This is a genomic window from Collinsella sp. AM43-1, assembly GCF_003467925.1.
Lineage (GTDB): Bacteria > Actinomycetota > Coriobacteriia > Coriobacteriales > Coriobacteriaceae > Collinsella.
In genome coordinates this window covers 5353-29777 of the sequence record NZ_QSFR01000003.1, presented here as the reverse complement: position 1 = coordinate 29777, position 24425 = coordinate 5353, and the positions used below count along the sequence as shown (strand labels likewise).

The following is a 24425-nucleotide window of genomic DNA, read 5'->3' as shown; positions in this document are numbered from 1 at the left end:
GGGCGCTATCCTAAGATGCTATGAATGAGATTTCCAACATACATGCGTTTGAGGACGAGGATTTTCTACACGCTTGCTTCGTGTGGGGGATGGCCGTGATCGCGGTGTTTGCCGTGTGCCTGGTGCCGGTGTTTATGCTGTTGGGCGGGCCTGCGGACTTGGACGCGGCTGAGGCGGGCGGCTGGATGGCTGTCGTGGGCTGGATAGTCGGCTTGGCTGCGGTCTCAATGGCATCGTTTGCCGTGCACGAGCTGGTGCATGCGGTGTTTTTTAAGCTGCTGGCGCCTGCGGGCGCGCAGGTGACCTTTGGGGCGAATCGCGAGACGGCGATGATCTATGCCTGCGCCGAGGGCGTTGTGTATTCGCGCCGGCGGTACATGGCGGTTTGCCTGGCGCCGACGGTTGTTGTGACGACAGCATTTGCCCTGGGGTTTGCGTTCTCGGACTATCCGCTGCTGTGCTACCTGGCGGCTGGTCTGCACTTGTCGGGCTGTGTGGGTGATTGGTATTACGTGCGGACCATTCTGCGCGACCGCCGTATCGTCGCCTGCGAGGATACGTCCTTTGGCGTGCGCTTTTTCGCAAAGTAGTCTTTTTGGGACGGGGCTATTTTAGCTGCCATGATGTCGGGGTGAGTTTTCTGGGACGGGGATGTCGATGAAGTCGTTGTTGCTGCATGCGTGCTGTGCACCATGCTCGCTTGAGCCGGTTCGCCTGCTGCGCGAGGAGGGGTTTGAGCCCACGATTTGCTGGACCAATCCCAATATTCAACCGCGCGATGAATGGCGGCGGCGTCTGGACGAGCTGCGCCGGTGGTGTGCCGATGGCGACATCGAGCTCATCGAGGCGGGGGAGGACCGCGAGCGCTGGGAGGCCGGCGTGGCCCCGCTGGGTGCCGATCGGCCCCGTCGCTGTCGCTCGTGCTATGCCTTGCGCTTGGCCGAGGCATGCCGCGTTGCCCAGGAGCGCAGGTTTGAATATGTGGGTACGACGCTCGCCGTCTCGCCGTATCAGCTGTTCGACACCTGCAATGACGTGCTTGAGCGTTTGGCGGCCGCCCATGGGCTCACCCCGGTGATTCGCGATTTTCGCCCGTATTATCCCGAGGCTACGCGCCGTTCGCGCGAACTGGGCATGTATCGACAGAACTACTGCGGCTGCCGCTTTTCTGCTGTCGAGGCGGCCATGGACCGCGCCCGCATCCGCGACGAGCGCAAAGCCGCCAAAAAGTAGTTCGTTTGGGACGTCAGCCTGCTAGGATGTAGAGCGGACTTTAGCTATATAAGGAGTATCCGACGTGTCTATGCGTACCGATGATTTTGACTACAACCTTCCTGAGGAACTGATTGCCCAGGCTCCTGCCGAGCCGCGCGACTCCTGCCGCCTGCTGGTGGTGGATCGCAAAGGCTCCCAGGCGGGGAAGCCGCTGGAGCACGGCGGTACCGTTGAGCACCGCATCTTCCGCGACATCATCGACTATATCGAGCCGGGCGATGTGCTCGTCATCAACAAGACGCGTGTGATGCCGGCCCGCCTGATCGGTCGCAAAGCCGGCTCGGGTGGCGTGGTCGAGACGCTGCTGCTCAAGCGCCGTGAGGATGTTGACCCGCTGGGCCACGTTTGGGAGTGCCTGGTCAAGCCGGGTAAGCGCCTGAAGCCCGGTGCTCAGATTGAGTATCGCGCCGGTGGCGCCCATGCGCCCGAGGGGGCTCCCGTGGTGCTGACGGCCGAGGTCATCGACTTTGTCACTGATAGCCGCGGAGGCCGTCTGGTGCGCTTTGAGCCGGCCGGCTGCAATGCCGCCGGCGAGCCGCGCACGCTCGACGAGGCCATTCATGCTGCCGGTCACGTGCCGCTGCCGCCCTACATTACCGATTACGAGGGCGATCCCGAGAAGTACCAGACCGTCTACGCCATGAAGGAGGAGCACTCGGCTGCCGCTCCTACGGCGGGTCTGCACTTTACCCCCGAGCTCATGGCCGCTATCGAGGCCAAGGGCGCGAAGTTTGCCGCCGTCGAGCTCGAGGTGGGTATTGATACCTTCCGTCTGGTGGAGGAGGACGACCCCACGCAGCACGTCATGCACACCGAGCGCTACCACGTGTCACAGGAGGTTGTCGACGCCGTGCATAAGGCGAAGGCCGAGGGGCACCGCGTGATCGCCGTCGGCACCACCGCAGTACGCTCGCTCGAGAGCGCCTTTGACGCTGAGGCACCGGTGTCTGATCCGGCCGTGACGGCGCGCTATTTTGAGGGCCGCGAGGATGGGGCCGACACGCTCGGCCGCGGCGACATCGTGGTGCGCGAGAACGCGACGACGCAGCTCTACCTCATGCCCGGCTCGACCTATCACGTGGTCGACGCGCTGATCACGAACTTCCACGTGCCGCGCTCCACGCTCATGATGCTCGTGAGCGCACTTGCCACCCGCGACCAGATCATGGATGCCTATGCCGCCGCCATCGAGGAGCGCTACCGCTTCTTCAGCTTTGGCGACGCCATGCTCATTTTGTAGGTTACGGCGTTTTCCAAACGCCGTAACCGGCCGACGCTGCGCGGGCCGCATTTGGACAATCTGACGTTCAACTTCAAGGGCGCGACCAGAAGGTCAGCGCCCTTTCGTTTCACGTCACCTTGTCTCAAATGCGACCCGCTCGCTGTCGTTGCCAAAACACCGGCATTTCTTTGGTTGTCAAGAGGATGCCGCTCTAGCGGGTTTTCGCTGTCCGCGCCAAAACATCGGCGTCGCCTTTGTTGGCACTTGGGGACGTTCCTTATGTGCCGGCACCTGGGGACAGTCCTTGTAATCGTTGGGGAGTGGTTACTTGCTCGCGAACAGCCAGATCAAGATGATCACGAGAACTACGGCAACGATGCAGACGATGGCGCCGGTGAATTTGATGCGTGAGTCGCGGGTACGTTCGCGCACCGCGTCCTCGGTGGCCTCGAGCTGGGCGACTTCTCGCTCGGTCTCGGTGTGTTCGGCTTTGTCTCGGGCCAAGGATCCTGCAAGCGACTCAGTGATCTCTGGGTGGTCGTGCACTTCGGTCGCCTGTTCGATGATCGACTGCGCATGTGCGGCATCTGCTTGGGCGTTGGCGATGCTCTGCTCCTGGTCGCGGCGTGCCTTGTCCTCGGCAGTGATCTTCTCGCGCAGTTCGCGCTGACGAGTCGCGGCGGCTGTCTTCGCCGTCTGCAGCTCGTCGCGCGCGGCATCGGCTTCGGTCGTCACGGCTTGGTGCGCGCGTTTTGCGTCGGCGATAGGGGCTTGAGCCTGCTCGACGGCCTGCTCGGCTGCGGCAAGCGAGTGCTCAAGGTCGGCGGTGATACGCGGGACATCTTCTTCGGCTTTACGCAGGGCATCTGCCGTGTCGGAAATCTGCATCGAGAGCTCGCTGGTGCGCACCGTATAGTTGGCGGGATTTGCCGAGGGATTGCGTTGCAGCTCGGCATACTCATGACGCAGCGTCTCGAGCTGGGCGCGCGTGGCGTCGACGGTTTGTTGTGCGGCGGCAATGCCGGCGTCTCGCTCTGCCTTCACCTTGTCGCGGATGCGCTTGGAATCCTCAAGACGTCGAACGAGGCGGTTGCCGGTCTCGCGCGAGCTCGCCTCGCGGGCCTCCACGGCATCGAGCGCGGCCTTCAGACGGAGCTCAGTCGCGTCATCCTCTGTCTTCATTTGTTCGAGCTGACCCTTGAGCTCTGTCGCTTTGGAGGCGTGGGCATCACGGTCAATCTCGGCGGCCGCTGCAGTCTTTTGGGCCGTGGCAATCGCCTGGCGCTGGTCGGCGACGATCTGGTCGTAGCGGCCTGCGATATCCTGGCGCGTCTCGAGTTCCTCGGCCTGATCGGCAATGCGCTGCTCAAGTTCGGCCAGGTGGGCGCGGGCATCGGCAAGTGCCTTTTTCGCGGCGTTCATCTCGCGCATGGCCGAGGCACCCTGGGCGATAAAGGTGCCCACGGCGTTCGCAGTGTTCGAGACAGCGGTCCCCAGATCGCGGCTCGCGGCGGAGGAGTGCGGGGCGGTCGGGCGAGCGGTGTCGGCAGCGTCCGCATCGGCAGCCTGCGGCACGGCGATATTGCCGGTACCGCCCTCGATTACAGAAAAGCCTGCTGCGTGCGGGTCGACCGCATCGGCACCAATCGTGGGATGCTCGAGCTGCAGAAACGAGGGCATGGTGCTGCCCTGGTCGGCAACCGGAGTCTCGCCGGGTACGAAGGTCGAGGCTGCCTCGGCGGCCTCCTCTTCCTCGGCGTCAACGTCAGCGTCGGCCACGGCGTCTTTCATCGCTTTGACGGCATCCATCATGGAGTCCATGACGGCGTCGAGCTCTTCTTCCGAAGACACCTCGATGGGACCTGCTGCTTGCGGAGCGTTCTCAGCCTTGGGCTCAGTATCGCTCGGGTCCGGCTGCTCTAGCTGCTCTTCTTTGTCTTGCTCTGCGGCGACATTTGCGTCTGCGGCCTCGTCTGCGGCGGCAGGAGCCTCCTCGACAGCGGCATCAATGCCGCCATCGCTTCTGGTGGAAGTATCGCAGCCGTCAATGGTGTCTGCGGAGTTATCAATATGCTGTTGAGTCTGGGGGTCCAGCTCGTCTGTCATAGGCATGTGCTCCTCATCGTTGTTTGTCACCCTATGATAAAGTCTCGCGCCGACATCCCGCGCGCTGCAGCAAAGTTTCAAAACGTGTTCGATGGCTCGTGTCGATAGCAAAAACTCGGCCACTTTATCCAGTTTGTACTTGACAATCCCTTCGCCGAAAGACGTTATGCCGTTCGCCTACCGAGGCCTTTTCTATTCACTTGAACACGCTAAAGTTGCATGTCAGCTTTTGGCGCGTGAAGTTGGATGCGCGCAGTCGACGGGCGGGCCCGTCGCGATTTGAAAGGACTTTGTATGGGACTTTTCACTGGTAAGACCGTGATCGTCACCGGCGGCGGCAAGGCCACGCTCAAGGACGGCTCCGCTGGCTCCATCGGTTACGGCATCGATATCGCTTTTGCCAAGGAGGGCGCGAACCTCGTCATCACCGGCCGCAACGTTGCCAAGCTCGAGGCCGCCAAGGAGTCTCTCGAGGCTGAGTACGGCGTTAAGGTTCTTCCTGTTCAGGCCGATGTCTCCGCCGGTCAGGACAACGAGGCCGTCGTGCAGAACGTTATCGACAAGGCGATTGAGGAGTTCGGTCGCATCGACGCCGTCGTTAACAACGCTCAGGCCAGCGCCTCGGGCGTGACCATCGCCGACCACACCATGGATCAGTTTAACCTGGCCATTTACTCCGGTCTGTATGCCACCTATCTGTACATGCAGAAGGCCTATCCGCACCTGAAGGAGACCAAGGGCTCCGTGGTCAACTTTGCTTCGGGCGCCGGCCTGTTTGGCAACTACGGCCAGTGCAGCTATGCTGCCGCCAAGGAGGGCATCCGCGGCCTGACTCGCGTCGCCGCCAACGAGTGGGGCAAGGACGGCATCAACGTCAACATCGTTTGCCCGCTTGCTTGGACCGCCGCGCTCGAGAACTTCCAAGATGCCTATCCCGAGGCGTTCAAGGCCAACGTCCACATGCCGCCGGCAGGCCACTACGGCGACGTCGAGAAGGAAATCGGCCGCGTTGTCGTTCAGCTCTGCGGTCCCGACTTTAAGTATATGAACGGCGAGACCGTCACCCTCGAGGGTGGCATGGGCCAGCGTCCTTAGGGGTTCCGCCGTTCTACCGAACGGCGGACCGGCCGACGCTGCGCGGTCACCAGAGCGACAACTTGTCATTCAAAGAGGGCGGCATGACCAGAAGGTCTATGCCGCCCTCTTTTCATGCCAATTTGTTCGCCCTGGCGACCGCTCGCTGATGTTGTCAGAGCATCGGCGTTACCAGAGCATCGGCGTTGTCGGCAGTTGGGGACAGTCCCTAAGTGCCGGCAGATTGGGACACTCCTTTGCAAGATGGCGCTGAAGGCTGTCCCCAACGTCTAGTCGTTTAAGAACGTCCCCAACGACTAGCGCGGGAACCTGATCCTAATGCACTAGTTTCTGTCGAGTCGGTGCTTCTTGCGGGTTGCCCGTATAATGGTTTGCGTATGAACCGCAACCAAGGAGTTCCAGTTTATGGACCAGAACCTTTTTAAATTCGACCTGATCGCCGAGGACCCTACGACGCACGCGCGTGCCGGCGTGTTGCACACCCCGCACGGTGACATCGAGACGCCGATCTTTATGCCCGTGGGCACCAAGGCAAACGTCAAGGGTATTCCCACCGAGACCGTCAAGCAGCTCGGCGCCCAGATCGTGCTTGCCAACACCTATCACCTGTCCATGCGCCCCGGCGAGGACACCATCGCCGAGCTGGGCGGCCTGCACAAGTTCATGAACTGGCACGGCCCCATCCTCACCGACTCGGGCGGTTTCCAGGTCTTCAGCCACAACGATGCCGTCAAGCTCACCGATGAGGGCGTGCGCTTTATCGTCAACGATTACGACGGCCGCCACGTGTTTTGGACGCCCGAGGACAACATGGAAATCGCCATGAAACTCGGCTCCGATATCTGCATGCAGCTCGACCAGTGCCCGGGCTATCCCGCCACGCGCGCCTACGTTGAGCGCGCCGTTGAGCTGTCGAGCATGTGGGCCGAGCGCTGCTATAAGGCGCATACCCGCGATGACCAGGCGCTCTTTGGCATCGTTCAGGGCGGCATGCACCTGGATCTGCGCCTGCGTTCGCTGCGCCATCTGGAGGAGTGCGGCGACTTCCCGGGCTATGGTATCGGTGGCTATTCGGTGGGCGAGGATCACGAGACCATGTTCGAGACCCTGGCGCCGCTCGTGAGCGAGTACATGCCCAAGCATAAGCCGCGCTACCTGATGGGTGTCGGCAACCCGACCACGCTCGTGCGCGGCGTTGGCGTGGGCATCGACATGTTTGACTGCGTGCTGCCGACGCGCACCGGCCGTATGGGCACGGCATTCTCCAGCGAGGGTCGCCTCAACTTCCGCAACGCTCGCTTTGCGCACGACGACGGTCCCATCGATCCCACCTGCACCTGCCCGGTGTGCACGGGCGGTTACAGCCGTGCGCTCATCCGTCACATGGTCACGCAGAAGGAGATGCTCGGCGGCATTCTGCTTTCGATGCACAACATCTACTACCTGCTCAACCTTATGCAGCGCGCCCGCCAGGCCATTATCGAGGGCCGCTACGGCGCGTTTGTGAGCGACTGGATGAACAGTCCTGCGGCGGTGGACTACTAAGAGCGGCGCGGGCGCTTGCAGAGCGCGGGCAATGGCAAGGGGCGAGCACCGGCCGGTCATCACGTTCGCTAACACCGTCTGCGCGACCGATGACCGATAGCTTGCAAGCACTTGATGCATCGTGGGTACCATCCCGAATAGTTGATGTTCGGGCGGGTGTTTGGCGCATGGCGTCGACCCCGCCCGTTTTTCTTTTTCTCGATAGGAGTACCCATGATTAAGAACGAGAATGTCGAGGGCGAGCCAGCCTACGACGAGACGTACCGCCGCGGCCCCGTGGTCATGCGCGGCCCCATGATTCCCAAGGACAATACCTACGCCAACCTGCTGGCGCCCGAGGACTCGACCGACTGGCTGCATGCTGATCCGTGGCGCGTGCTGCGCATCCAGGCAGAGTTTGTCGATGGTTTTGGCGCGCTTGCCGAGCTTGGTCCTGCGGTGACCATCTTCGGTAGCGCCCGCACGCCCAAGACCGATCCGCTCTACAAGGCGGCGCGTACCGTCGGGCGCAAGATCGCGCAACGTGGCGTGGCGGTCATCACCGGCGGCGGCCCCGGCATCATGGAAGCGGCCAACAGGGGAGCGGCGAGTGTCAACGGCAAGTCGGTCGGCTTGGGTATCGAGCTGCCGCACGAGCACGGGCTCAACAAATACGTGAACCTTGGCATGGACTTCCGTTACTTCTTTGTGCGCAAGACCATGTTCGTCAAATACAGCTCGGGCGCCATCGTGTTTCCTGGTGGCTTTGGTACGCTCGACGAGATGTTCGAGGTGCTCACGCTGGTACAGACGCACAAGGTCAAGCGCATGCCGCTCGTTTTGGTGGGAACCGAGTACTGGCAGGGCCTGTTCGACTGGCTCAACGGCCCGGTGATGGACGCCGGTATGATTAGCCCGCTCGATCCGGAGCTGGTGCACATCACCGACGACCTCAACGAGGCCGTTGACATTGCCCTGAGCGGGCTGATGTAGGGTGCTGTGACTGTTGTTATAGCAATGTGAACGGCATACTGATGCTATTTAACATCAGACTGCCATCGAAATTGGGTATACTGATGCAAAAGACGAGGCGAGGAGGTCGCGTATGTCTACTGCAACGGTTAAGCCTACGACGGTTCGCATCGAAGAGGGGCTCAAGGAACAGGCGACTGAGTTCTTGGATACGGTTGGTCTGAGTCTCAATTCGTATCTCAACCTTGCTGTTCGGCAGCTGGTAAATCAACGAAAGATTCCTTTTGAGATCGTAGGAAGGGCGGAGGTGCCCAACGAGGCAACGAGGCGTGCCATGGTGATCGCCGAAGCTCATGAGTTGGGGATTCTGCCGGACGACAGCCCGTCATTCAATAACGCTGATGAGCTTATATCATTCCTCGATGAGGACTAGCGATGTTTGAGATTAAGGTCGAGGCTCAGTTTAAGGCGGATTACAAACGGACGATGCGCATCCATCCGCAGCTAAAAACCGAGTTTAAGGCGGCAGTCGCAGAGCTTGCGGCTCACGGCTCGCTTCCCGCGGAATATGGTGCCCACGAGCTTTCAAACCCGGGCGGCAACTACAACGGCCACATCGATTTCCATCTATCCGATGGCTTGGTCGATGTGGTCGTTCTCTACTTGCCGCATAAGACTAATCCTGTGATCCGGCTGGTCAGAATGGGCTCGCATGAGGAACTATTCCAGGGCCCGCAGGGCTGATTGCTCGCTTATGATTCGCGGGGGAATAGGGATTGATTCGCGGCCGATTGGCCAAAAATGGCCCCTATTCCACCGTAACTGTTGGAGACGTCCCGTTCGTGGCTGCGACCTCCGGTTCTCCTCTTCGCTGGATTTCGCTTAAAAGTTCGGCTGCAACTTCGCTGCTTTTGAAACGGATGCTGCAGTCCTCTTTCTTAGGAAAGGCCAGTAATGGAATGGTTCCGTACCAGACGGTTTCCTCGTCAATTACTGACGCGCACAGGCGCCCTTCGGCTTTGATGGAATAGTCGACGTTCATCTCGGTAAAAATCGCTTTCACGTCATTGTGCGGAGTCGAGGCAATTGAAATCTCAAGGGCAATCCCACGGGCGGCGGCGCCTGTGAGTACGGCAGCGAGCTTTGCGAGGCATGCAGCGGATGCGTAGGGCGCGGCAATAAAAATGCTTTTCGTTGCGCGCGCGATGTCATCCGCTAAGGCCTCCACGGCCCTTGCCGGCCTAACGAGGATGTTTTGATCGGCCCGTTTGTTGTCATTTGCTGCAAAGACTTCATATCCTAGCTTTGCGTAGGTCTTGAGTCTCTTCTGGTACATACGCGCGAGCATGGGTATCGACAAATCAACATAGTCGAATATCTCAACCCGCTGCTTGCCCTCGTGACTTCTATGTAGTCTGCCTGCCTGCTGCGTTATGCTGCCGTCCCAAGATATCGGTGTGGCAATGAGCAGAGTGTCAAGGTAAGACAGGTCGAAACCCTCGCTCAGAAGGCCTTCGGTTGCGATGATAATTCGATGCTCATGCTCGAAGCCGGGAAGGCTGTTCAGTATTGCCTTTCTTTCTTTGGCGTCGATTTCTCCGGTTAAGAGTATAGGTTCGTGTCCGCGGCTTTGAAGCAGCCTACATAGCTCTTCGGCATGTTTTTTCCTTTTGGATAGCACAAGCGGATGTCGACCGTTTGACGCGGTCTCGAGGGCATCGTCGACAATTGCTTCGTTTCTCGCTGTGTGCGCACACAGGAGATCGAGAACTTGATTAAAGGACGCCCCTGGTTCGTAGGCGGGTAGTCGAACTCCGGTAAAACGCGGCCTAACAACGCGCTGAATTCCCTGTTGGATTGCTTGCGTTTTTGGATCAATGGCATGGCGAAGCGGGCCGCAGAGCATTGAGAGTGCTCGCGTGAGTCCGTCCGAGCGTTCGGGCGTCGCGGAAAGGCCGTATACATATTTGGCTGGAGCGGACTTGAGGACGAGCTCAAGCTGTGGTGCGGCTGCATGGTGACATTCATCACAGATGATGAGGCCGTAATCACGAACGAACTCCTTGGCTATTGGTTCTTCGGTCTGGGGGTCCTTGCTGGACAAAGACTGGAATGAAGCAACGTCGATGAGATGGCTTATGGCGGTTTTGCCTCCTCCGATTTGACCAATGAGCGGAGGCTGCCTTTTGCTGATTCGTCCTTTTGGGGTTCGGACGGGCTCTCTGTTGTCCGTGATGTCGAGAAATCGTTCGAGCTGGGTTTTCCATTGGGCAATGAGCGCAGTCTTGGGAACGATGACGAGCGCTGGAAGACCGATGGCAGCAATAAGATAGGCTCCAATGACGGTTTTCCCGAAACCCGTCGGTGCAGACATGATCCCGTCTTCATGGCCGAGCATTTGTTCAGCGGCAATTTGCTGTTCAGGGCGAAGAGTCCCTTTAAATGTCATTACAATTGGATTTCCAGACTGGCGCTTGTCTGAATAGTGGGCAGCAACGCCGGCTTCTTGAAGCAGCCGCTCAAGCTGAGTCTTGCAGCCTCTGGGAATCGCGACGCAGCCGTCTCTAAGTTCGCTGAGGTCTATGTACCGCGGTTTGCCGAATACCGATTGATGCATAGATTGCGCGCGGAAGAATTCTGGGTTGGCAAATGTTGCAAGCCTGCGGACTTCCATTTGAGCTGCGGGACTCAGAGATTTTTCGGGGATATAGAGCATATCGGCCTGCGTGACGGACAGCGATGACGGGAGGTCCCGCGGTGTGAGCGGAAGCCGCTTTCGCGGCCTCTGGGAATGCGGTGCGGCGGTGTTTGCCGCCGTCGCAGCCGCTATTCCGTGCGACCTATTGTCGATGCTCTCGATCAGATTTTGCACCGTCGTGCGCGGGATTAACTGGATTTGAGAAAGGTAAAGCCATTGATCGGGAAAGGGCTCAAATTGCTCGTCAACAAATACGCTGTTCCCTTTTCGCTGCGCTTTTCCTTGAAAAGGCAGCGCTATGAGATTTCCAAAGCCTCCCTCAGGAATGGTGGACTGTGCGGGCAGCATCCGGTCAAAAGCTTCAAAGGTGATTGTCTTGTTGAGCGCCGCCGCTTCGGTGATAAGGCTGCTTCCAAATTCTCGTGCGATCTTCGCGCTGGTGAGCTCTAGGAAGAAAAACCAGACATGTGTGCCGTTACCTGATCTCGATCGCTCGACTGCAGCATCGATTCCATGGTTTTTTGCGACAAGCCGAATGGCGTTTGTCGCTTCTTTCCAATCGGCTCCGTCAAAGTCGATGACCAGGACTTTTGTGTTGCTGTCATTATCGAGAACATATTGACCTATGACGTCTCGGAGTCTGTCGTCACTGCCCTTGAAATGGGAGATGATCGCGGTATCGCTCAACTCGGGGAAGACGCGGTTGCCGCATTCAGCGCATTTGGTTTTCTGACGATTTGCTTTGGGACAAATGCCTGACTTCCACTCGTTTGCGCAGGCGGGCGTATAGCCGATTCCCCCGTCTTTTCTGCGGTACCCATGGGCGTAAACATCTTTGCGGCCAGTAAAGAGATTGCGAAAGAGCTCGAGTTTGTCGCGCGCTGGGCTCGCACTGGTGACGACACCCTCGACCTGCGCCCGTCTATCGAAAGATTCGCCAGCTTTCTCCCATTCTTCCAGTGTTGCGTAACGGATGTCTGGACCGTTGCCGCAGATGACGATTTGGCTGTGCGGCTCCGATACATGGGCGACGATTTTCTTGAATTGGAATAGCGTGCCCCCGATGAGGGCGTATTGATGCGTGACGGTGCTCATGTAAATGCCGTTCTTGTCGGAGTTCATTGAAATGAGGGTACGTTATTTTGATTTTTAAGGGACTCGGCTCTGATTTTGGTTCGGCGATAGCGGAGTACAGCTCCGTGAGTGGTGTTTGGCTGATGTCAAAATGTGCGGTAGCTGTTGCTGAATGGGTTTTGGCGGCCATGAGGTGGGCTGGAGGCGCAGGAAACTATCCTCGAATAGACCCTGTGGGCAAAAAATGGCAAATATGAGTACTGTGGTTTGAGCAGTAACATATCATCAGGAAAGTATTTAAGACCAATCGATTCGGATTGGATATAATCAACCCTATAAACATGGCGATTCGGGACTTTATGACGCTCGGAATTGGCGGAAGACGGCAAATTCAGCCAGATTTCGCTGTTACTAAACTGGTAACAGTACTCATATTTGCCATTTTTTGCCCAGAGGGTATCGCAAGGGGGTTGGACAAAGCATCGATCGCCGCCAATTTCTCGATTGGCTGGTTGGGCGGCAATGAAGTTGCGGCGTAATGGGAAGCGTTTCGCGGCCTTTTGGCTAAAACGGCCCCTTTTCCGCCGCGACTCCTAAAAAGACGCCGGCGCGCCTTGAGTTGCGGCGCGTCGGCGTGATGGCTTTGTTGTGGCTGGGTGTACTTCGGTTGTTCGACGGCTTTGGCATGTCCGATCTTGCCAGGCAAGCCTTTGTTACTGTTTAACGTTTGCCCAGATAAAACCTGCCAAAATAAACCTGTCCCTAATTGGCAGGTTGGTAGTGGGGGCAGTAGCTGATGGCTATTGCGTCGACGCCTACATGGGTGGCGATGATGCAGCCGATGGGGCCGGTGCCGGCGTCTACGTAGTCTTGGCCCGCGAGCGCTTGGCTGACGAGCTCCTGCTCCTCGGCGGCGCCGGTCGTGAGCACGCGCACGCTTGAGCCCGGGTGCTCGTCCAAAAACGTGAGGCAGTCTGCCATGGTGCTGGCGACGATACGCTTGGCGCCGCGGCCCTTTTTGATGGCCTTGATCTCGCCCGACTGCCACTCCGGCGAAACGGCTAGGCGAATGTTGAGCATCTGCGTGAGCTGGCCGGCGAGCTTGGGCGCGCGGCCGTTCTTAACGAGGTTCTCGAGCGTGCGGGGAATCAGCAGCAGGTGGGCGTCGGGCAGCGTCGCGCGGATCTGCGCCTCGGTCTCGTCCAAGCTGCGGCCGTCTTCGCGCATGGCCAGTGCGTACTCCACCAGCAGGCCCTCGGCGCCCGAGCCAGTGCGCGAATCGATGCAGCGCACGTCGAGCTCGTGGGTCTCGGCGACCAGGCATGCGTTGGAATAGCAGGCGGACCATTCGCTGCACAGCGAGATAAAGATCGCGCTATCGTGGCCGTCGGCGCGCACGCGGTCAAAGAGTGCCTTGAACTCGCCGGCGCTCGGCTGCGAGGTGTGTGGCAGCTGCTCGGAGCCGGCCATGCGGGCGACGTATTCCTCGGCGGTAATCTGCACCTGGTCGAGCAGGTCCTCGCCCTCGATAATCACATGTAGCGGAATGACGTAAATGCCAAGCTCTTGAGCACGGGCGGGGGAGATGTCCGACGTGGAGTCGGTTATGATGGCAAAAGACATAATTGCACCTTTCATTGGGGCGCTTGCGTGCCGCCTTCTGAGAGCAAAGTGCGACAAGTATAGTGGAGTCATTCCACATTTCTAGGTTCAATTGTTGAATAGTCAACAGTTTGAAGTGTCGGTGTGGAAATCATCAACTGGGGAAGAGGAATGCCGATGGAGGCGTTGGAGATATGCAGGCGGCCGGTTGTGCTGTTCGATTTTGACGGCACGGTGGCCGATACGGGCCGGGCGGTGATGACCTCGACGCGCAAGACGTTGGCCGCGCGCGGGTTTTCGGAGGCGCAGATGGGTGACCTGCGCCGCATGATCGGGCCGCCCCTGTGGAAGAGCTTTCACGACTTTTATGGCTTCTCCCGCGAGGAGTCGCTTGTGGTGGCTGACGAGTACCGTGCCTTTTTTGATGAGCTGGGACCGGAAGAGTATCCCGTGTTCGACGGAATCCCCGAGCTGCTCGATGGCCTTGTCGCGCAGGGACATCGCTTGGCCGTGGCAACGTCACGCATGGAGGCGAAGTGTATCGACATGGTGGGAGAGCTGGGACTTTCTCAGTTTGAGGCGGTGGTTGGCATGAATCCGCCGCAGGGGCGCGAGACCAAGGCCGATTCGGTCCGCGACGCGTTGGCGGCCTTGGGTGCGGTCGCGGACGAGGCTGTGATGATCGGCGACCGTTTTAACGACGTTGAGGGCGCGCACGCGATGGGCGTGCCGTGCATCGGCATTTATTCGGGTGCGGCGGCGCCGGGGGAGCACGAGGCGGCGGGCGCCGATGCGGTGGTGCACTCGGTGGCCGAGCTTGCTAAACTTTTCGCTATCTAATAGACGTAATGTGAGGGGCGGGCGTGATCGCCGCTCATGGGTTAGGAGGTCGTCCATGAATCAGGTGGAGCAGAGCGTTGCCGAGTATGTTGACGAGGTCTGGGAAGATGTCGTCGCCGATATCGAGCAACTGGTGAGCTATCCGTCCGTGGCAGTTTCTGCCGATGCAGAGCCCGGCGCGCCGTTTGGCCGCCCGGTCCGTGACGCGCTCGACTGTGCGCTCGGCATCGCGCAGAAGCTTGGCTATCAGACGAGCGACGACGAGGGCTATGTGGGCATTGCCGATATCCCTGGCCGCGGCGACAAGCAGCTCGCGACCATCTGCCACGTGGACGTGGTGCCCGCCGGCCCGGGTTGGAACACCGACCCGTTTGCGCTGGAGCGTCGCGAGGGCTGGCTGCTCGGCCGCGGCGTTATCGACGACAAGGGTCCGGCGGTGCTGTCACTCTACGCCGGCGCCTATCTGCTCAAGCACGGCATTACCCCGCGCTATACTTTCCGCGCGCTGCTGGGCTGCGATGAGGAAGTGGGCATGTCCGACGTTCACCATTATCTGGAGAACCACGCAGACCCCGACTTTTTGTTTACGCCCGATGCCGAGTTTCCGGTCTGCAATGCCGAGAAGGGCCAGTTTGGGGCGACGTTCGTGAGTCCCAAGATCGACGGCGGGCGCATCGTGTCGTGGAGCGGCTCCGAGGCGAGCAATGCCATTCCGTCGCAGTCCATCTGCGAGCTCGCGATTGCCGCCGATGAACTGCCGGCGCCCGTTGAGAACGCCGACCGCCTGGAGATCACGGCGCTTGATAACGGGCATGCGCAGATTTTCGCCCACGGTATTGGCGGCCACGCTTCGATGCCTGAGGGCACCATCAACGCCGTCGGCCTGATCGTGTCGTATCTGCGCGAGGCCGAAGACGCGTTTGGTGCACGCGACGAGCGCCTGCTGACGCCTGCCGAGCACGAGTTCGTCAAGTTCCTGGCCTTTGTGCATGCGGATGCCTATGGCCGCGGCCTAGGTATCGATGCGACGAGTCCGGCGTTTGGCCCGCTTACCTGCAACGCTGGCGTCATCCGCGTGGCGGATGGCCATATTGAGCAGGTCATCGACGTGCGCTTCCCCGACAGCACGAGTGCCGATACCATCCGCGAGCAGCTCGAGCCGCTCGTGGGCCGTTTTGGCGTGACGTGCCAGCTGGGTCGCGCGAAGGTGCCGTTCTCGGTGTCTGCCGACGATCCGGCCGTGAAGGCGCTTATCGATACCTATAACGAGTTCACCGGCAAGCATGCCGAACCCTTTGCCATGGGCGGCGGCACGTATGCGCGCAACTTTGCCCGCGCCGTCTCGTTTGGCCCCGAGGAGACCGGCCTGGAGCTGCCCGCATGGGGCGGCCAGATGCACGGCCCCAACGAGTGCGCCAACGAGGACCAGCTCAAGCAGGCGCTCAAGATCTATATTGTTGCGATCCTCCGTTTGAATGAATTAGAGCTTTAAGGTCTCGCGGTTTCCCAATCTAAGTTGCGGTGGAATAGTTCCTAGAATGGGCCATTTGATGGCCAAACAGGAACTATTTCACCGCAACTTTGTTTTTATTGGTGTAAAAGGCTGGCCATGCTTGCCGGCGGGTTTGTTATTCGTTTGTAAAGGCTGGGCCGCGCTTGCGGTAAGGGTCTATCAAATGCCCGTAAGAAACAGCAGTCGGCGCGGGCGCTGCCCGATCGGGGACGTATCTTTCCAAACAGCAAAGCGGGCAGGGTGTCCGCGAGTCGCATGTATGAAAGGAAGATCATGCTCGATCAGGCTTATTCTCGTCGTCAGTTCCTCGGCCTCGCTGGTGGTCTTGCCAGCATCGTCGGTCTCGGTCTCGTAGGTTGCGGCGGCTCCGGCGAATCCGACGCCGCCGACAAGGGTAGCGCCGCTGCTGCCGAGTCCGTCTCGGGCGAGGTGACCTACGACGGCGCCTCCTCGTTCCAGGCTCTCGTCGAGGCCGCTGCCGAGAAGTTCATGGACGCCAACCCGGACGTCTCCGTCTCCGGCTCGGGCAACGGTTCGGGCAAGGGTCTGACCGCTGTTGCCGCCGGCACCGTTACCATCGGTAACTCAGACGTCTTTGCCGAGACCAAGCTCGAGGCCGACCAGGTCAAGAATCTCGTCGACCACGAGGTTGCCGTCGTGGGCATGGGCCCCGTCGTTTCCAAGAACGTCACGGTCGACGACCTGTCCCTCGAGCAGCTCAAGGGCATCTTCTCCGGCCAGATTACCAACTGGAATGAGGTCGGCGGCGACGACGCCAAGATCGTCGTTCTCAACCGCAAGGCCGGCTCCGGCACCCGCGCCACCTTCGAGGCCGCCGTCTTTGGCGACGAGGCCGTCGACTTTAAGGGCGACGCCGAGCTCGATAAGTCCGGCGATGTCCAGACTCAGATGGGCAGCACCGACAACGCCATCTCGTACCTCGACTTCTCGCACTTCGACGACTCCAAGTTCAACGCCATCAAGGTCGAGGGTGTCGAGCCCAAGAGCGCAAACGTCACCGACGATTCCTTCAGGATTTGGGCTACCGAGCACATGTACTGCGCGAAGGACGCCGACGAGGCCACCAAGGCCTTCCTGGAGTTCATGCTCTCCGACGACGTCCAGGGCAAGCTCGTCGAGGAGCAGGGCTTTATCCCCGTCTCTGCCATGAAGGTCGTCAAGGACGCCAGCGGCAAGGTCTCCTCTAAATAAGTAATCGCCCCCGGAAAGGTTTGCAATGGCAAAACAGCTGCCAAAGCGCGACCTTGAGAACGTGGGCCTAGTCGTCACGGGCGCGTGCGTAGCGCTCGTGACGCTTGTCGTTGCCGCGCTCATCTTTATGGTCGCCCAAAAGGGCCTCTCGGCTTTTCTCAAGGACGGCGTTTCGATCGTCGAGTTCTTTACCGGCACCAAGTGGGACCTGGCCAACACGGCCGAAAACGGTCTGCCCTATACCGGCGCCCTGCCCCTGATCGTCACTTCGTTTGCGGTCATGGTGCTCTCCACGCTTATCGCGCTACCCATCGCCATCGGCTCTGCCATCTTTGCGGTCGAGATCCAGCCTAAGTTTGGTTCCAAGGTCTTCCAACCACTGATTGAGCTTTTGACCGGCATTCCCTCGGTCGTCTTTGGCCTGATCGGTTTTCACGTGGTCGTCGGTCTTATGAAGAGCGTTTTCCACGTGAGCACGGGTCTGGGTATCTTGCCCGGCGCTATCGTGCTGGCAGTCATGATTCTGCCGACGATGACCACGCTTTCGGTCGATGGCCTGCGCGCCGTGCCCGATAGCTACCGCCAGGGTTCGCTCGCGCTGGGCTACACCCGCTGGCAGACCATCTGGCACGTGGTGCTCAAGTCCGCCATGCCGTCGCTCATGACCGCAGTCATCCTTGGCATGACCCGCGCCTTTGGCGAGACGCTCGCCGTGCGCATGGTCATTGGCGGCATCGAGGCCATGCCGACGTCGCTGCTGTCGCCGGCGTCTACCATCACCACCACGCTCACCACGTCCATGGCGGTCTATGCCGAGGGCTCGGCCCAGGACGACGTCCTGTGGGCGCTCGGCCTGCTGCTGATGGGCATGAGCCTCATCTTTATCCTGATCATCCATCTCATTGGCCGCAAGGGGGCGAAGGCTCGTGGCTAGCACGCGCATCCATATCGACGAGGCGAGACTCGGGCGTGTCCAAAGGCAAGACCGTATCGCCACGGGCGTGCTGACGGCGATTGTCGCCATCGTCATGCTTATCGTCGTCTCCATGGTGGCCTACATCCTGTTCGAGGGTATCTCGACGCTGTTCCAGCCGGGCTTTCTCACGCAGCCCGCACGCGCCAACGGAACGCAGGGCGGCGTGCTCTACCAGCTGTTCGACTCGTTCTATCTGCTGCTGATTACCCTGATCATCTCGGTGCCCATCAGCCTGGGCGGCGCGGTCTTCCTAGTTGAATACGCGCCCGACGGTCCCATTCGCGACATCGCCTCGACCGCCATCGAGACGTTGTCTTCGCTGCCCTCCATCGTCGTCGGCATGTTCGGCTTTCTGGTGTTCTCGGTGCAGCTGGGCTGGAAGTACTCCATCATCTCCGGCTCCGTCGCGCTCACCATGTTCAACATCCCCATCCTGGTGCGCGTGATTCAGCAGGCGCTCGAGGACGTGCCGCAGGCCCAGCGCGATGCATGCCTGGCCATGGGCCTCACTCGCTGGGAGGCCACACTGCACATCCTGATTCCCGAGGCCATGCCCGCCATCGTGACCGGCATCGTGCTTTCGGCCGGCCGCGTGTTTGGCGAGGCCGCGGCGCTGCTCTTTACCTCGGGCATGAGCTCGCCGGTTCGCCTGAACTTCTTGAGCTTTAACCTGTCGAGCCCCACCTGCGCCTGGAACGTGTTCCGTCCCGGCGAGTCGCTGGCCGTGCACATCTACAAGATCTATGGCGAGGGCAGCCCCGAGGCCCAGCAGATCGTCTGGGGCACTGCGGCACTGCTGATGATTTGCGTGCTGCTGTTTAACGTAGTCGCCCGTATCGTGGGCAAGCAACTGGCAAGGAGGATGACGGCCGAATGAGCGAGACGAATGCGACGCCCGCAACCGAGGCGGCATCGTCCGACACCCAGGACTTTTTGTCGAGCGTGGGGGAGAGCGAGAAACGTGTTCGCGTGAGCGGCAAGGCCGTGAGCGACGAGGTCGTGCTCTCCACCAAGGACGTCAACGTGTACTATGGCGACCACCATGCGCTGCACAATACGTCGCTCGACTTCCACAAGGGTGAGATCGCGGCGCTCATCGGGCCTTCGGGCTGCGGCAAGTCGACCTTCTTGCGCAGCCTCAACCTGATGAATCGCGAGATTCGCGGCTGCCGCGTGGAGGGCGAGATCAGCTACCGCGGACGCAACGTGAACACCAAGACCGAGAATACCTACGAGCTGCGCCGGTCCATTGGCATGGTGTTTCAGCAGCCCAACCCCTTCCGCAAGTCCATTCGAGACAACATCACGTTTGCGCCCAAGCGCCACGGCATCACCGACCGCGACGAGCTCGATCGCATGGTCGAGGAAAGCCTGCGCGGTGCGGCCCTGTGGGACGAGGTCAAGGACAAGCTCGACAAGAGCGCCTACGCGCTTTCGGGCGGTCAGCAGCAGCGTTTGTGCATCGCGCGCACGCTGGCACTCAACCCCGACGTAATCCTGTTTGACGAGCCCTGCTCGGCGCTCGACCCCATCTCGACGCTGGCGATCGAGGACCTCATGTCGTCGATCGTGGCCGACCGCGCCATCGTCATCGTGACGCACAACATGGAGCAGGCGTCGCGCGTGTCCAACCGCACGGCGTTTTTCTACATGGGCGATATGGTCGAGTACGACGAGACCGACGAGATTTTCCAACGGCCCAAGGATAAGCGGCTGAATGATTACCTCACCGGCATGTTCTCCTAGTCCGGGACATGCTTGAGGCCCGCGGCGGCCACGGTTGCCGCGGGACTGATTGGAGAGGCGGGTCATCTCTTTTACGAGATGGCCCGCCTTTTTGCTCTGCGACCGAAACGACCACCACAAAGGGGACAGGCACCTTCGTGGTGGTTTGGGGTGGGGCTCGCTGCTATCATGGACAACGTTGAATTTCTACGAAGGAGCAGGGCATATGGCGATTCTTTTGGGATGCGATTCCGTCAGCCTAGAGTTTCCCACCAAGCATATTTTTAATAGCGTAACGCTCGGCGTGGGCGAGGGCGACCGTATTGGTATTGTCGGCAAAAACGGCGACGGCAAGTCGACGCTGCTGAGTGTACTCGCCGGCACGCTGGAGCCCGACGACGGCCGCGTGACGCATCGCCGCGGCACCACGATCGGCCTGCTCGGCCAAAAGGACAACCTGGTCGATACCGACACCGTGCATCATGCTGTCGTCGGTGACACGCCTGAGTACGAGTGGGCCTCGAGCCCGCGTACACGTCAGATCCTCGCTGGCCTTATTAGCGATGTGCCCTGGGAGGGCATGGTGGGCGAGCTTTCGGGCGGCCAGCGCCGTCGTGTGGACCTCGCGCGCCTGCTGATCGGTGACTACGACGTGCTCATGCTCGACGAGCCCACCAACCACCTGGACATGCGTACCATCAACTGGCTTGCACGCCATCTTAAGGCTCGCTGGCAGCGCGGCCAGGGCGCCATGCTCGTGGTCACGCACGATCGCTGGTTCTTGGACGAGGTCTGCACTAGCATGTGGGAGGTCCACGACGGCCAGGTCGACCCCTTCGAGGGCGGTTACTCCGCATATATCCTTCAGCGCGTGGAGCGCGACCGCATGGCCGCGGTTACCGAGGAGCGCCGTCGCAACATGGCGCGCAAGGAGCTTGCATGGCTGAGCCGTGGCGCCCAGGCCCGTTCCACTAAGCCCAAGTTTCGCGTGGAAGCCGCCCGCGAGCTGATCGCCGACGTGCCGCCCGTGCGCGACGAGCTGGAGCTCAAGCGCCTCGCCGTGAGTCGCCTGGGCAAACAGGTCATCGACGTGATCGACGTGGACGCCGGCTATGCCGATACCGACGGCGCGCCCAAGCAGGTGCTCTCCGATGTGACCTGGCTTATCGGCGCGGGCGACCGCTATGGTCTGCTGGGTGAGAACGGCGCCGGCAAGTCGACCTTGCTCGACGTGATTCAGGGCAAGATCGCGCCCCTGCGCGGCCGCGTGAAGATCGGCCAGACGGTGCGCTTTGGCGTGCTGTCGCAGCAGCTCGAGGAGCTCGAGCCCTACATGGGTGACAGGATCCGCGAGGTTCTGAGCAACTATAAGAAGTATTATGTCATCGACGGCAAGGAGACCTCGCCCGAGAAGCTCTGCGAGCGCCTGGGCTTTACGACGCAGCAGCTCTGGAGCCGCATCGGCGATCTTTCGGGCGGCCAGCGCCGTCGCCTGTCGCTGCTGCTGACGATCCTGGACGAGCCCAACGTGCTTATCCTGGACGAGCCCGGCAACGACTTGGATACCGACATGCTGGCGATTGTCGAGGACCTGCTCGACGGCTGGCCGGGCACGCTGATCCTGGTGACGCACGACCGCTTCTTGATGGAGCGCGTGACCGACCAGCAGTGGGCGCTGCTTGACGGTCATCTGACGCATATGCCCGGCGGCGTCGACCAGTACCTGCGCCTGTGCAACGCTACTGCCGAGGGCGAGCCCGTGGGCGCGCCGAGCGCCAAGACCGGCACGTTCGACACCGGCGCCGCAGCGGTTGCAGCCGAAAAGCCCAAGTCGAGCGGCCAGCCCAACGGACTTTCCAATGCCGAGCGCCAGAAGCTCCGCCGCGAGGTGAGCTCGCTCGAGCGCAAGATGGAGACGCAGCGCGCTCGCGTGGAGGAGGCCGAGGCTGCGATGGCTCAGGTCGATCCCACCAACTACACGGCGCTGGGCGAGCAGCAGGCAAAGATCGACGAGGCCCACGCCGCCATGGACGAGCTGGAGATGGCATGGCTCGAGGCGAGCGAAAAGCTCGAGGGCGAGGAGTAGACGAGGATGATCAAAGCCGCGTTTTTCGATATCGACGGCACGCTGCTGAGCTTTAAGACGCACCGGATTCCGGCGTCGGCGCAGCGGGTGCTCGATAGCTTTCACGAGCAGGGGATCGCATGCGTGATTGCTACGGGTCGCCCGACCTACCAGATGCCCGATTGGCTGTTCGACTTGGGTTGGGATGCGTACATTACGCTTTCGGGCCAGCGCTGCTTTGATGCCGAGGGGGTTTACCGCAGCTGTCCGATTGACCCGGACGACGTTGCGGTGATCGTGGGCCAGGTGGCCGAGGGGCGCTACGACTCGCTGTGCATGCAGGGCGAGAATTCGTTTGTGAACCGCCTGTCCGAGCGCGTGGTGACGGCTGGCAGTAACGCGGGGATTGTCTACCATGAGGAGCCGTTTGAGCACGCCTTTGACGCGCCGGTCTACCAGTTTTGCGCCTTTGTTGATCCGGCCGACGAGCATATCGTGACCGATTCCGTGTCGCATTCGCTCACTACGCGCTGGTGCGATCTGTTCTGCGATATTATTCCCGCTAACGGCGGCAAGGACCTGGGCGTGGCGGCGACGCTGGAGCGCTTGGGCATCGACGCGAGCGAGGCGATCGCCTTTGGCGACGGCGAGAACGACCTGTCGATGTTCTCGGCCGTGGGCACAAGTGTGGCCATGGGCAACGCGCAGGATACCGTGAAGGCCGTGGCGACCTACGTGACGACCGCCGTGGACGACGACGGCATCTACAACGCCGCCAAACACTTTGGCCTGCTGTAGCTGCGGATTCGGCATCTGGGGACGTTCCTTTTCTGCCGGCAGCTGGGGACACTCCTTGCGGGGCGTCCCCATTTTGTTTTCGTCCCGCATGTTTTGTGAAACACGGCTAACTTTTAGGCAAAGTAGTAAGACATGGGCAACTTTTGCGGTAAAGTAAATCAAGCAAAAGTATCCAAAGGCTAACTAGAAGCCATCGCGAAAGGCGGCCCATGGCCCTGCGTGAATCTGGAGAAGACTATCTCGAATCTATCTATGTGCTCTCGGAACGGCAGGGTACCGTTCGTTCGATTGACGTTGCCGAATACCTTGGCGTAACCAAGGCAAGCGTCTCCAAGGCCATGGCGACGCTGGAAAGCAACGGCTATGTCGAAATGGGCAAGCGCGATGTGCACCTGACGGAGCGAGGGCTTGAGGTCGCCCGCCAAATGTGGGAGCGTCACTGCTTTTTTGTAGAGCTGCTCGAGGAAGCAGGCGTTTCGGCAGAGGTTGCCTCGCAAGAAGGTTGCCACATGGAGCATTGCCTGAGCGAGGAGAGCTTCGAGAAGCTGAGGGCGATGTTGAGCAAGGAAGATGCGACGGGTCCAACAACGGAAGCCTAATTGACCCCCAATAGTGCGGAGTTCGCGCAAAACGCGAACCAGCGAAAGGGGATAGGGGATTCGAACAACAGCGAGTCCGACGCAGTCCAAAGTGGAGCAATCGGTGCGCGACGCCACCACAGCTGAGCCATCTCTGCGTTCCCAAAGAGGCGCGCTGTCACGCGCCAAAGGCGCGGGACAGCGACCGGGACCAGTAGCCCCATCAACTAAGTCCAACTCAGACAAGGAACCCCGCCAGCAAGCGATGCCCAAGAACCGCCAGCAACGTCACCGCAGGCCGGGTCCGGGCTTGGTTTTGAAAACATTCCGCACTGATATCTTCTGTATTGAAGACGTCGATGATGCACCCGTATACCATTGACGTCGACACCATCAGATGCGGACCGCGCGGTGACTCCACATTCCGCTGGCGCCCACAGGGCTGCCCTCGTTTCCTGACATGTCCCGCGCGGCCCGCGGCGAGCCGAGACCGCCGCATGACCTAATAGGAGCATGGAGCGATACCGCGGACCCGAACAACCGCATTCTATCGCGCCCCGTCAGTGTGCCGTCTGCCCGGTCCAGGCGAGCACGGAAAGAACGGAGCGAGACATGAGAACCGAATCGACACCCGGCGCCCGCGGGCCGGTCTTCTGCGGGGTCGACACCCACGCCGACTCGCACTGGCTGTACGTCCTCGACTGGAGGGGCCGCAAGGTCCTGTCCCGCCAGTTCCCCGCCGACGCGGCGGGATACGAGGCGCTCGCCGGGGCGATCGCGGCGGCCGGGGAGCCGGCCTGCGTCGCGATGGAGGGGACGTCGTCCTACGGGGCGGGCCTCACCAGGCACCTCGCGTCGCTGGGGATGCCCGTGCGCGAGGCGCTCTCCCCGGCGAGGACGCAGAGGAGGCGCCCGGGACAGGGAAAGTGCGACGAGGCGGACGCGGAGAGGGCCGCCCGCGCGGCGATGTCCGGCTCAAAGCTCGGGACCCCCAAGAGCCAGGACGGGTGGGTCGACGGGGTGCGCTGCATGCTCGCGGCGCGCTCCGGGGCGGTGAAGGCGCGGACCTCGGCGATCAACACCGCGAGGTCCCTGCTCACCACCGCGCCGGAGGGGCTCAGGTCGAGGTTCCGCGGGGTGGCGGGGCCGA

At 60.7% G+C, this 24425-nt stretch carries 21 protein-coding genes; 18 read left to right on the top strand and 3 right to left on the bottom strand.

Features of this window, described 5'->3' with window-relative positions; translation table 11 throughout:
- Positions 1 to 20: 20 nt before the first annotated feature.
- The 3 genes from DW925_RS01915 to queA all read left to right on the top strand — a co-directional run bounded on the left by DW925_RS01915 (position 21) and on the right by queA (position 2515).
- Entirely contained in the window at positions 21 to 590 is a 570-nt protein-coding gene (locus tag DW925_RS01915) for a DUF3267 domain-containing protein (protein ID WP_117564474.1), read from the top strand.
- A 67-nt stretch (positions 591 to 657) separates the two neighbouring features.
- Positions 658 to 1233, top strand: a complete 576-nt coding sequence (locus DW925_RS01910) for an epoxyqueuosine reductase QueH (protein WP_117564473.1) — start codon at positions 658 to 660, stop codon at positions 1231 to 1233.
- A gap of 70 nt (positions 1234 to 1303) precedes the next feature.
- Complete coding sequence (queA, locus tag DW925_RS01905) at positions 1304 to 2515, top strand: tRNA preQ1(34) S-adenosylmethionine ribosyltransferase-isomerase QueA (RefSeq protein WP_117629596.1); 1212 nt, start codon at positions 1304 to 1306, stop codon at positions 2513 to 2515.
- Positions 2516 to 2821: 306 nt separating this feature from the next.
- On the opposite strand, the gene DW925_RS01900 is transcribed toward queA, so the two are convergent.
- Positions 2822 to 4603: a hypothetical protein gene (locus DW925_RS01900; RefSeq protein ID WP_117629060.1), complete on the bottom strand. Its 1782-nt coding sequence runs from the start codon at positions 4601 to 4603 to the stop codon at positions 2822 to 2824.
- A gap of 294 nt (positions 4604 to 4897) precedes the next feature.
- Between DW925_RS01900 and DW925_RS01895 the strand changes: the two genes are divergently transcribed.
- The 5 genes from DW925_RS01895 to DW925_RS01875 all read left to right on the top strand — a co-directional run bounded on the left by DW925_RS01895 (position 4898) and on the right by DW925_RS01875 (position 8938).
- The gene (locus DW925_RS01895; protein ID WP_006235414.1) at positions 4898 to 5698 is read left to right on the top strand and encodes an SDR family NAD(P)-dependent oxidoreductase; all 801 of its coding nucleotides are present in this window, start codon (positions 4898 to 4900) and stop codon (positions 5696 to 5698) included.
- 405 nt (positions 5699 to 6103) lie between these two features.
- Entirely contained in the window at positions 6104 to 7243 is a 1140-nt protein-coding gene (gene tgt / locus DW925_RS01890) for a tRNA guanosine(34) transglycosylase Tgt (protein WP_022093813.1), read from the top strand.
- A 213-nt stretch (positions 7244 to 7456) separates the two neighbouring features.
- Positions 7457 to 8215, top strand: a complete 759-nt coding sequence (locus tag DW925_RS01885; protein ID WP_117629061.1) for a TIGR00730 family Rossman fold protein — start codon at positions 7457 to 7459, stop codon at positions 8213 to 8215.
- Between the two features lie 112 nt (positions 8216 to 8327).
- Entirely contained in the window at positions 8328 to 8627 is a 300-nt protein-coding gene (locus DW925_RS01880; RefSeq protein WP_117583791.1) for a type II toxin-antitoxin system RelB/DinJ family antitoxin, read from the top strand.
- A 2-nt stretch (positions 8628 to 8629) separates the two neighbouring features.
- On the top strand, positions 8630 to 8938 hold the full coding sequence (locus tag DW925_RS01875) for a type II toxin-antitoxin system YafQ family toxin (RefSeq protein WP_117583790.1): 309 nt from the start codon (positions 8630 to 8632) through the stop codon (positions 8936 to 8938).
- A gap of 64 nt (positions 8939 to 9002) precedes the next feature.
- Here DW925_RS01875 and DW925_RS01870 read toward each other — a convergent pair whose 3' ends face one another.
- On the bottom strand, positions 9003 to 11987 hold the full coding sequence (locus DW925_RS01870; protein ID WP_158549276.1) for a DEAD/DEAH box helicase family protein: 2985 nt from the start codon (positions 11985 to 11987) through the stop codon (positions 9003 to 9005).
- A gap of 741 nt (positions 11988 to 12728) precedes the next feature.
- Positions 12729 to 13589, bottom strand: coding sequence for a DegV family protein (locus DW925_RS01860; protein WP_158556505.1), 861 nt, complete (start codon positions 13587 to 13589; stop codon positions 12729 to 12731).
- 156 nt (positions 13590 to 13745) lie between these two features.
- On the opposite strand from DW925_RS01860, the gene DW925_RS01855 reads away from it, so the two are divergent.
- From DW925_RS01855 to DW925_RS10175, 10 genes are all read left to right on the top strand, one after another.
- Positions 13746 to 14408: an HAD hydrolase-like protein gene (locus DW925_RS01855; protein ID WP_233524904.1), complete on the top strand. Its 663-nt coding sequence runs from the start codon at positions 13746 to 13748 to the stop codon at positions 14406 to 14408.
- Positions 14409 to 14463: 55 nt separating this feature from the next.
- Positions 14464 to 15900: a M20 family metallopeptidase gene (locus tag DW925_RS01850; RefSeq protein ID WP_117790252.1), complete on the top strand. Its 1437-nt coding sequence runs from the start codon at positions 14464 to 14466 to the stop codon at positions 15898 to 15900.
- Positions 15901 to 16194: 294 nt separating this feature from the next.
- Positions 16195 to 17133, top strand: a complete 939-nt coding sequence (locus DW925_RS01845) for a phosphate ABC transporter substrate-binding protein (RefSeq protein WP_117790251.1) — start codon at positions 16195 to 16197, stop codon at positions 17131 to 17133.
- Between the two features lie 25 nt (positions 17134 to 17158).
- On the top strand, positions 17159 to 18067 hold the full coding sequence (gene pstC, locus DW925_RS01840) for a phosphate ABC transporter permease subunit PstC (protein WP_117790250.1): 909 nt from the start codon (positions 17159 to 17161) through the stop codon (positions 18065 to 18067).
- Positions 18060 to 18986, top strand: coding sequence for a phosphate ABC transporter permease PstA (pstA, locus tag DW925_RS01835; RefSeq protein WP_199577025.1), 927 nt, complete (start codon positions 18060 to 18062; stop codon positions 18984 to 18986). The genes pstC and pstA overlap by 8 nt, the downstream gene beginning before the upstream one ends.
- Positions 18983 to 19855 carry a phosphate ABC transporter ATP-binding protein PstB gene (gene pstB, locus DW925_RS01830; RefSeq protein WP_199577024.1) on the top strand — a complete coding sequence of 291 codons (873 nt, stop codon included), beginning with the start codon at positions 18983 to 18985 and terminating at the stop codon, positions 19853 to 19855. The genes pstA and pstB overlap by 4 nt, the downstream gene beginning before the upstream one ends.
- Positions 19856 to 20060: 205 nt before the next feature.
- On the top strand, positions 20061 to 21920 hold the full coding sequence (locus tag DW925_RS01825) for an ABC-F family ATP-binding cassette domain-containing protein (RefSeq protein ID WP_117790248.1): 1860 nt from the start codon (positions 20061 to 20063) through the stop codon (positions 21918 to 21920).
- 6 nt (positions 21921 to 21926) lie between these two features.
- Positions 21927 to 22697 carry a Cof-type HAD-IIB family hydrolase gene (locus tag DW925_RS01820; protein WP_117790247.1) on the top strand — a complete coding sequence of 257 codons (771 nt, stop codon included), beginning with the start codon at positions 21927 to 21929 and terminating at the stop codon, positions 22695 to 22697.
- A gap of 209 nt (positions 22698 to 22906) precedes the next feature.
- Positions 22907 to 23296 carry a metal-dependent transcriptional regulator gene (locus DW925_RS01815; RefSeq protein WP_117583779.1) on the top strand — a complete coding sequence of 130 codons (390 nt, stop codon included), beginning with the start codon at positions 22907 to 22909 and terminating at the stop codon, positions 23294 to 23296.
- A 591-nt stretch (positions 23297 to 23887) separates the two neighbouring features.
- A partial coding sequence (locus DW925_RS10175; protein WP_199577023.1) for a transposase occupies positions 23888 to 24425 on the top strand: 538 nt, incomplete at its 3' end.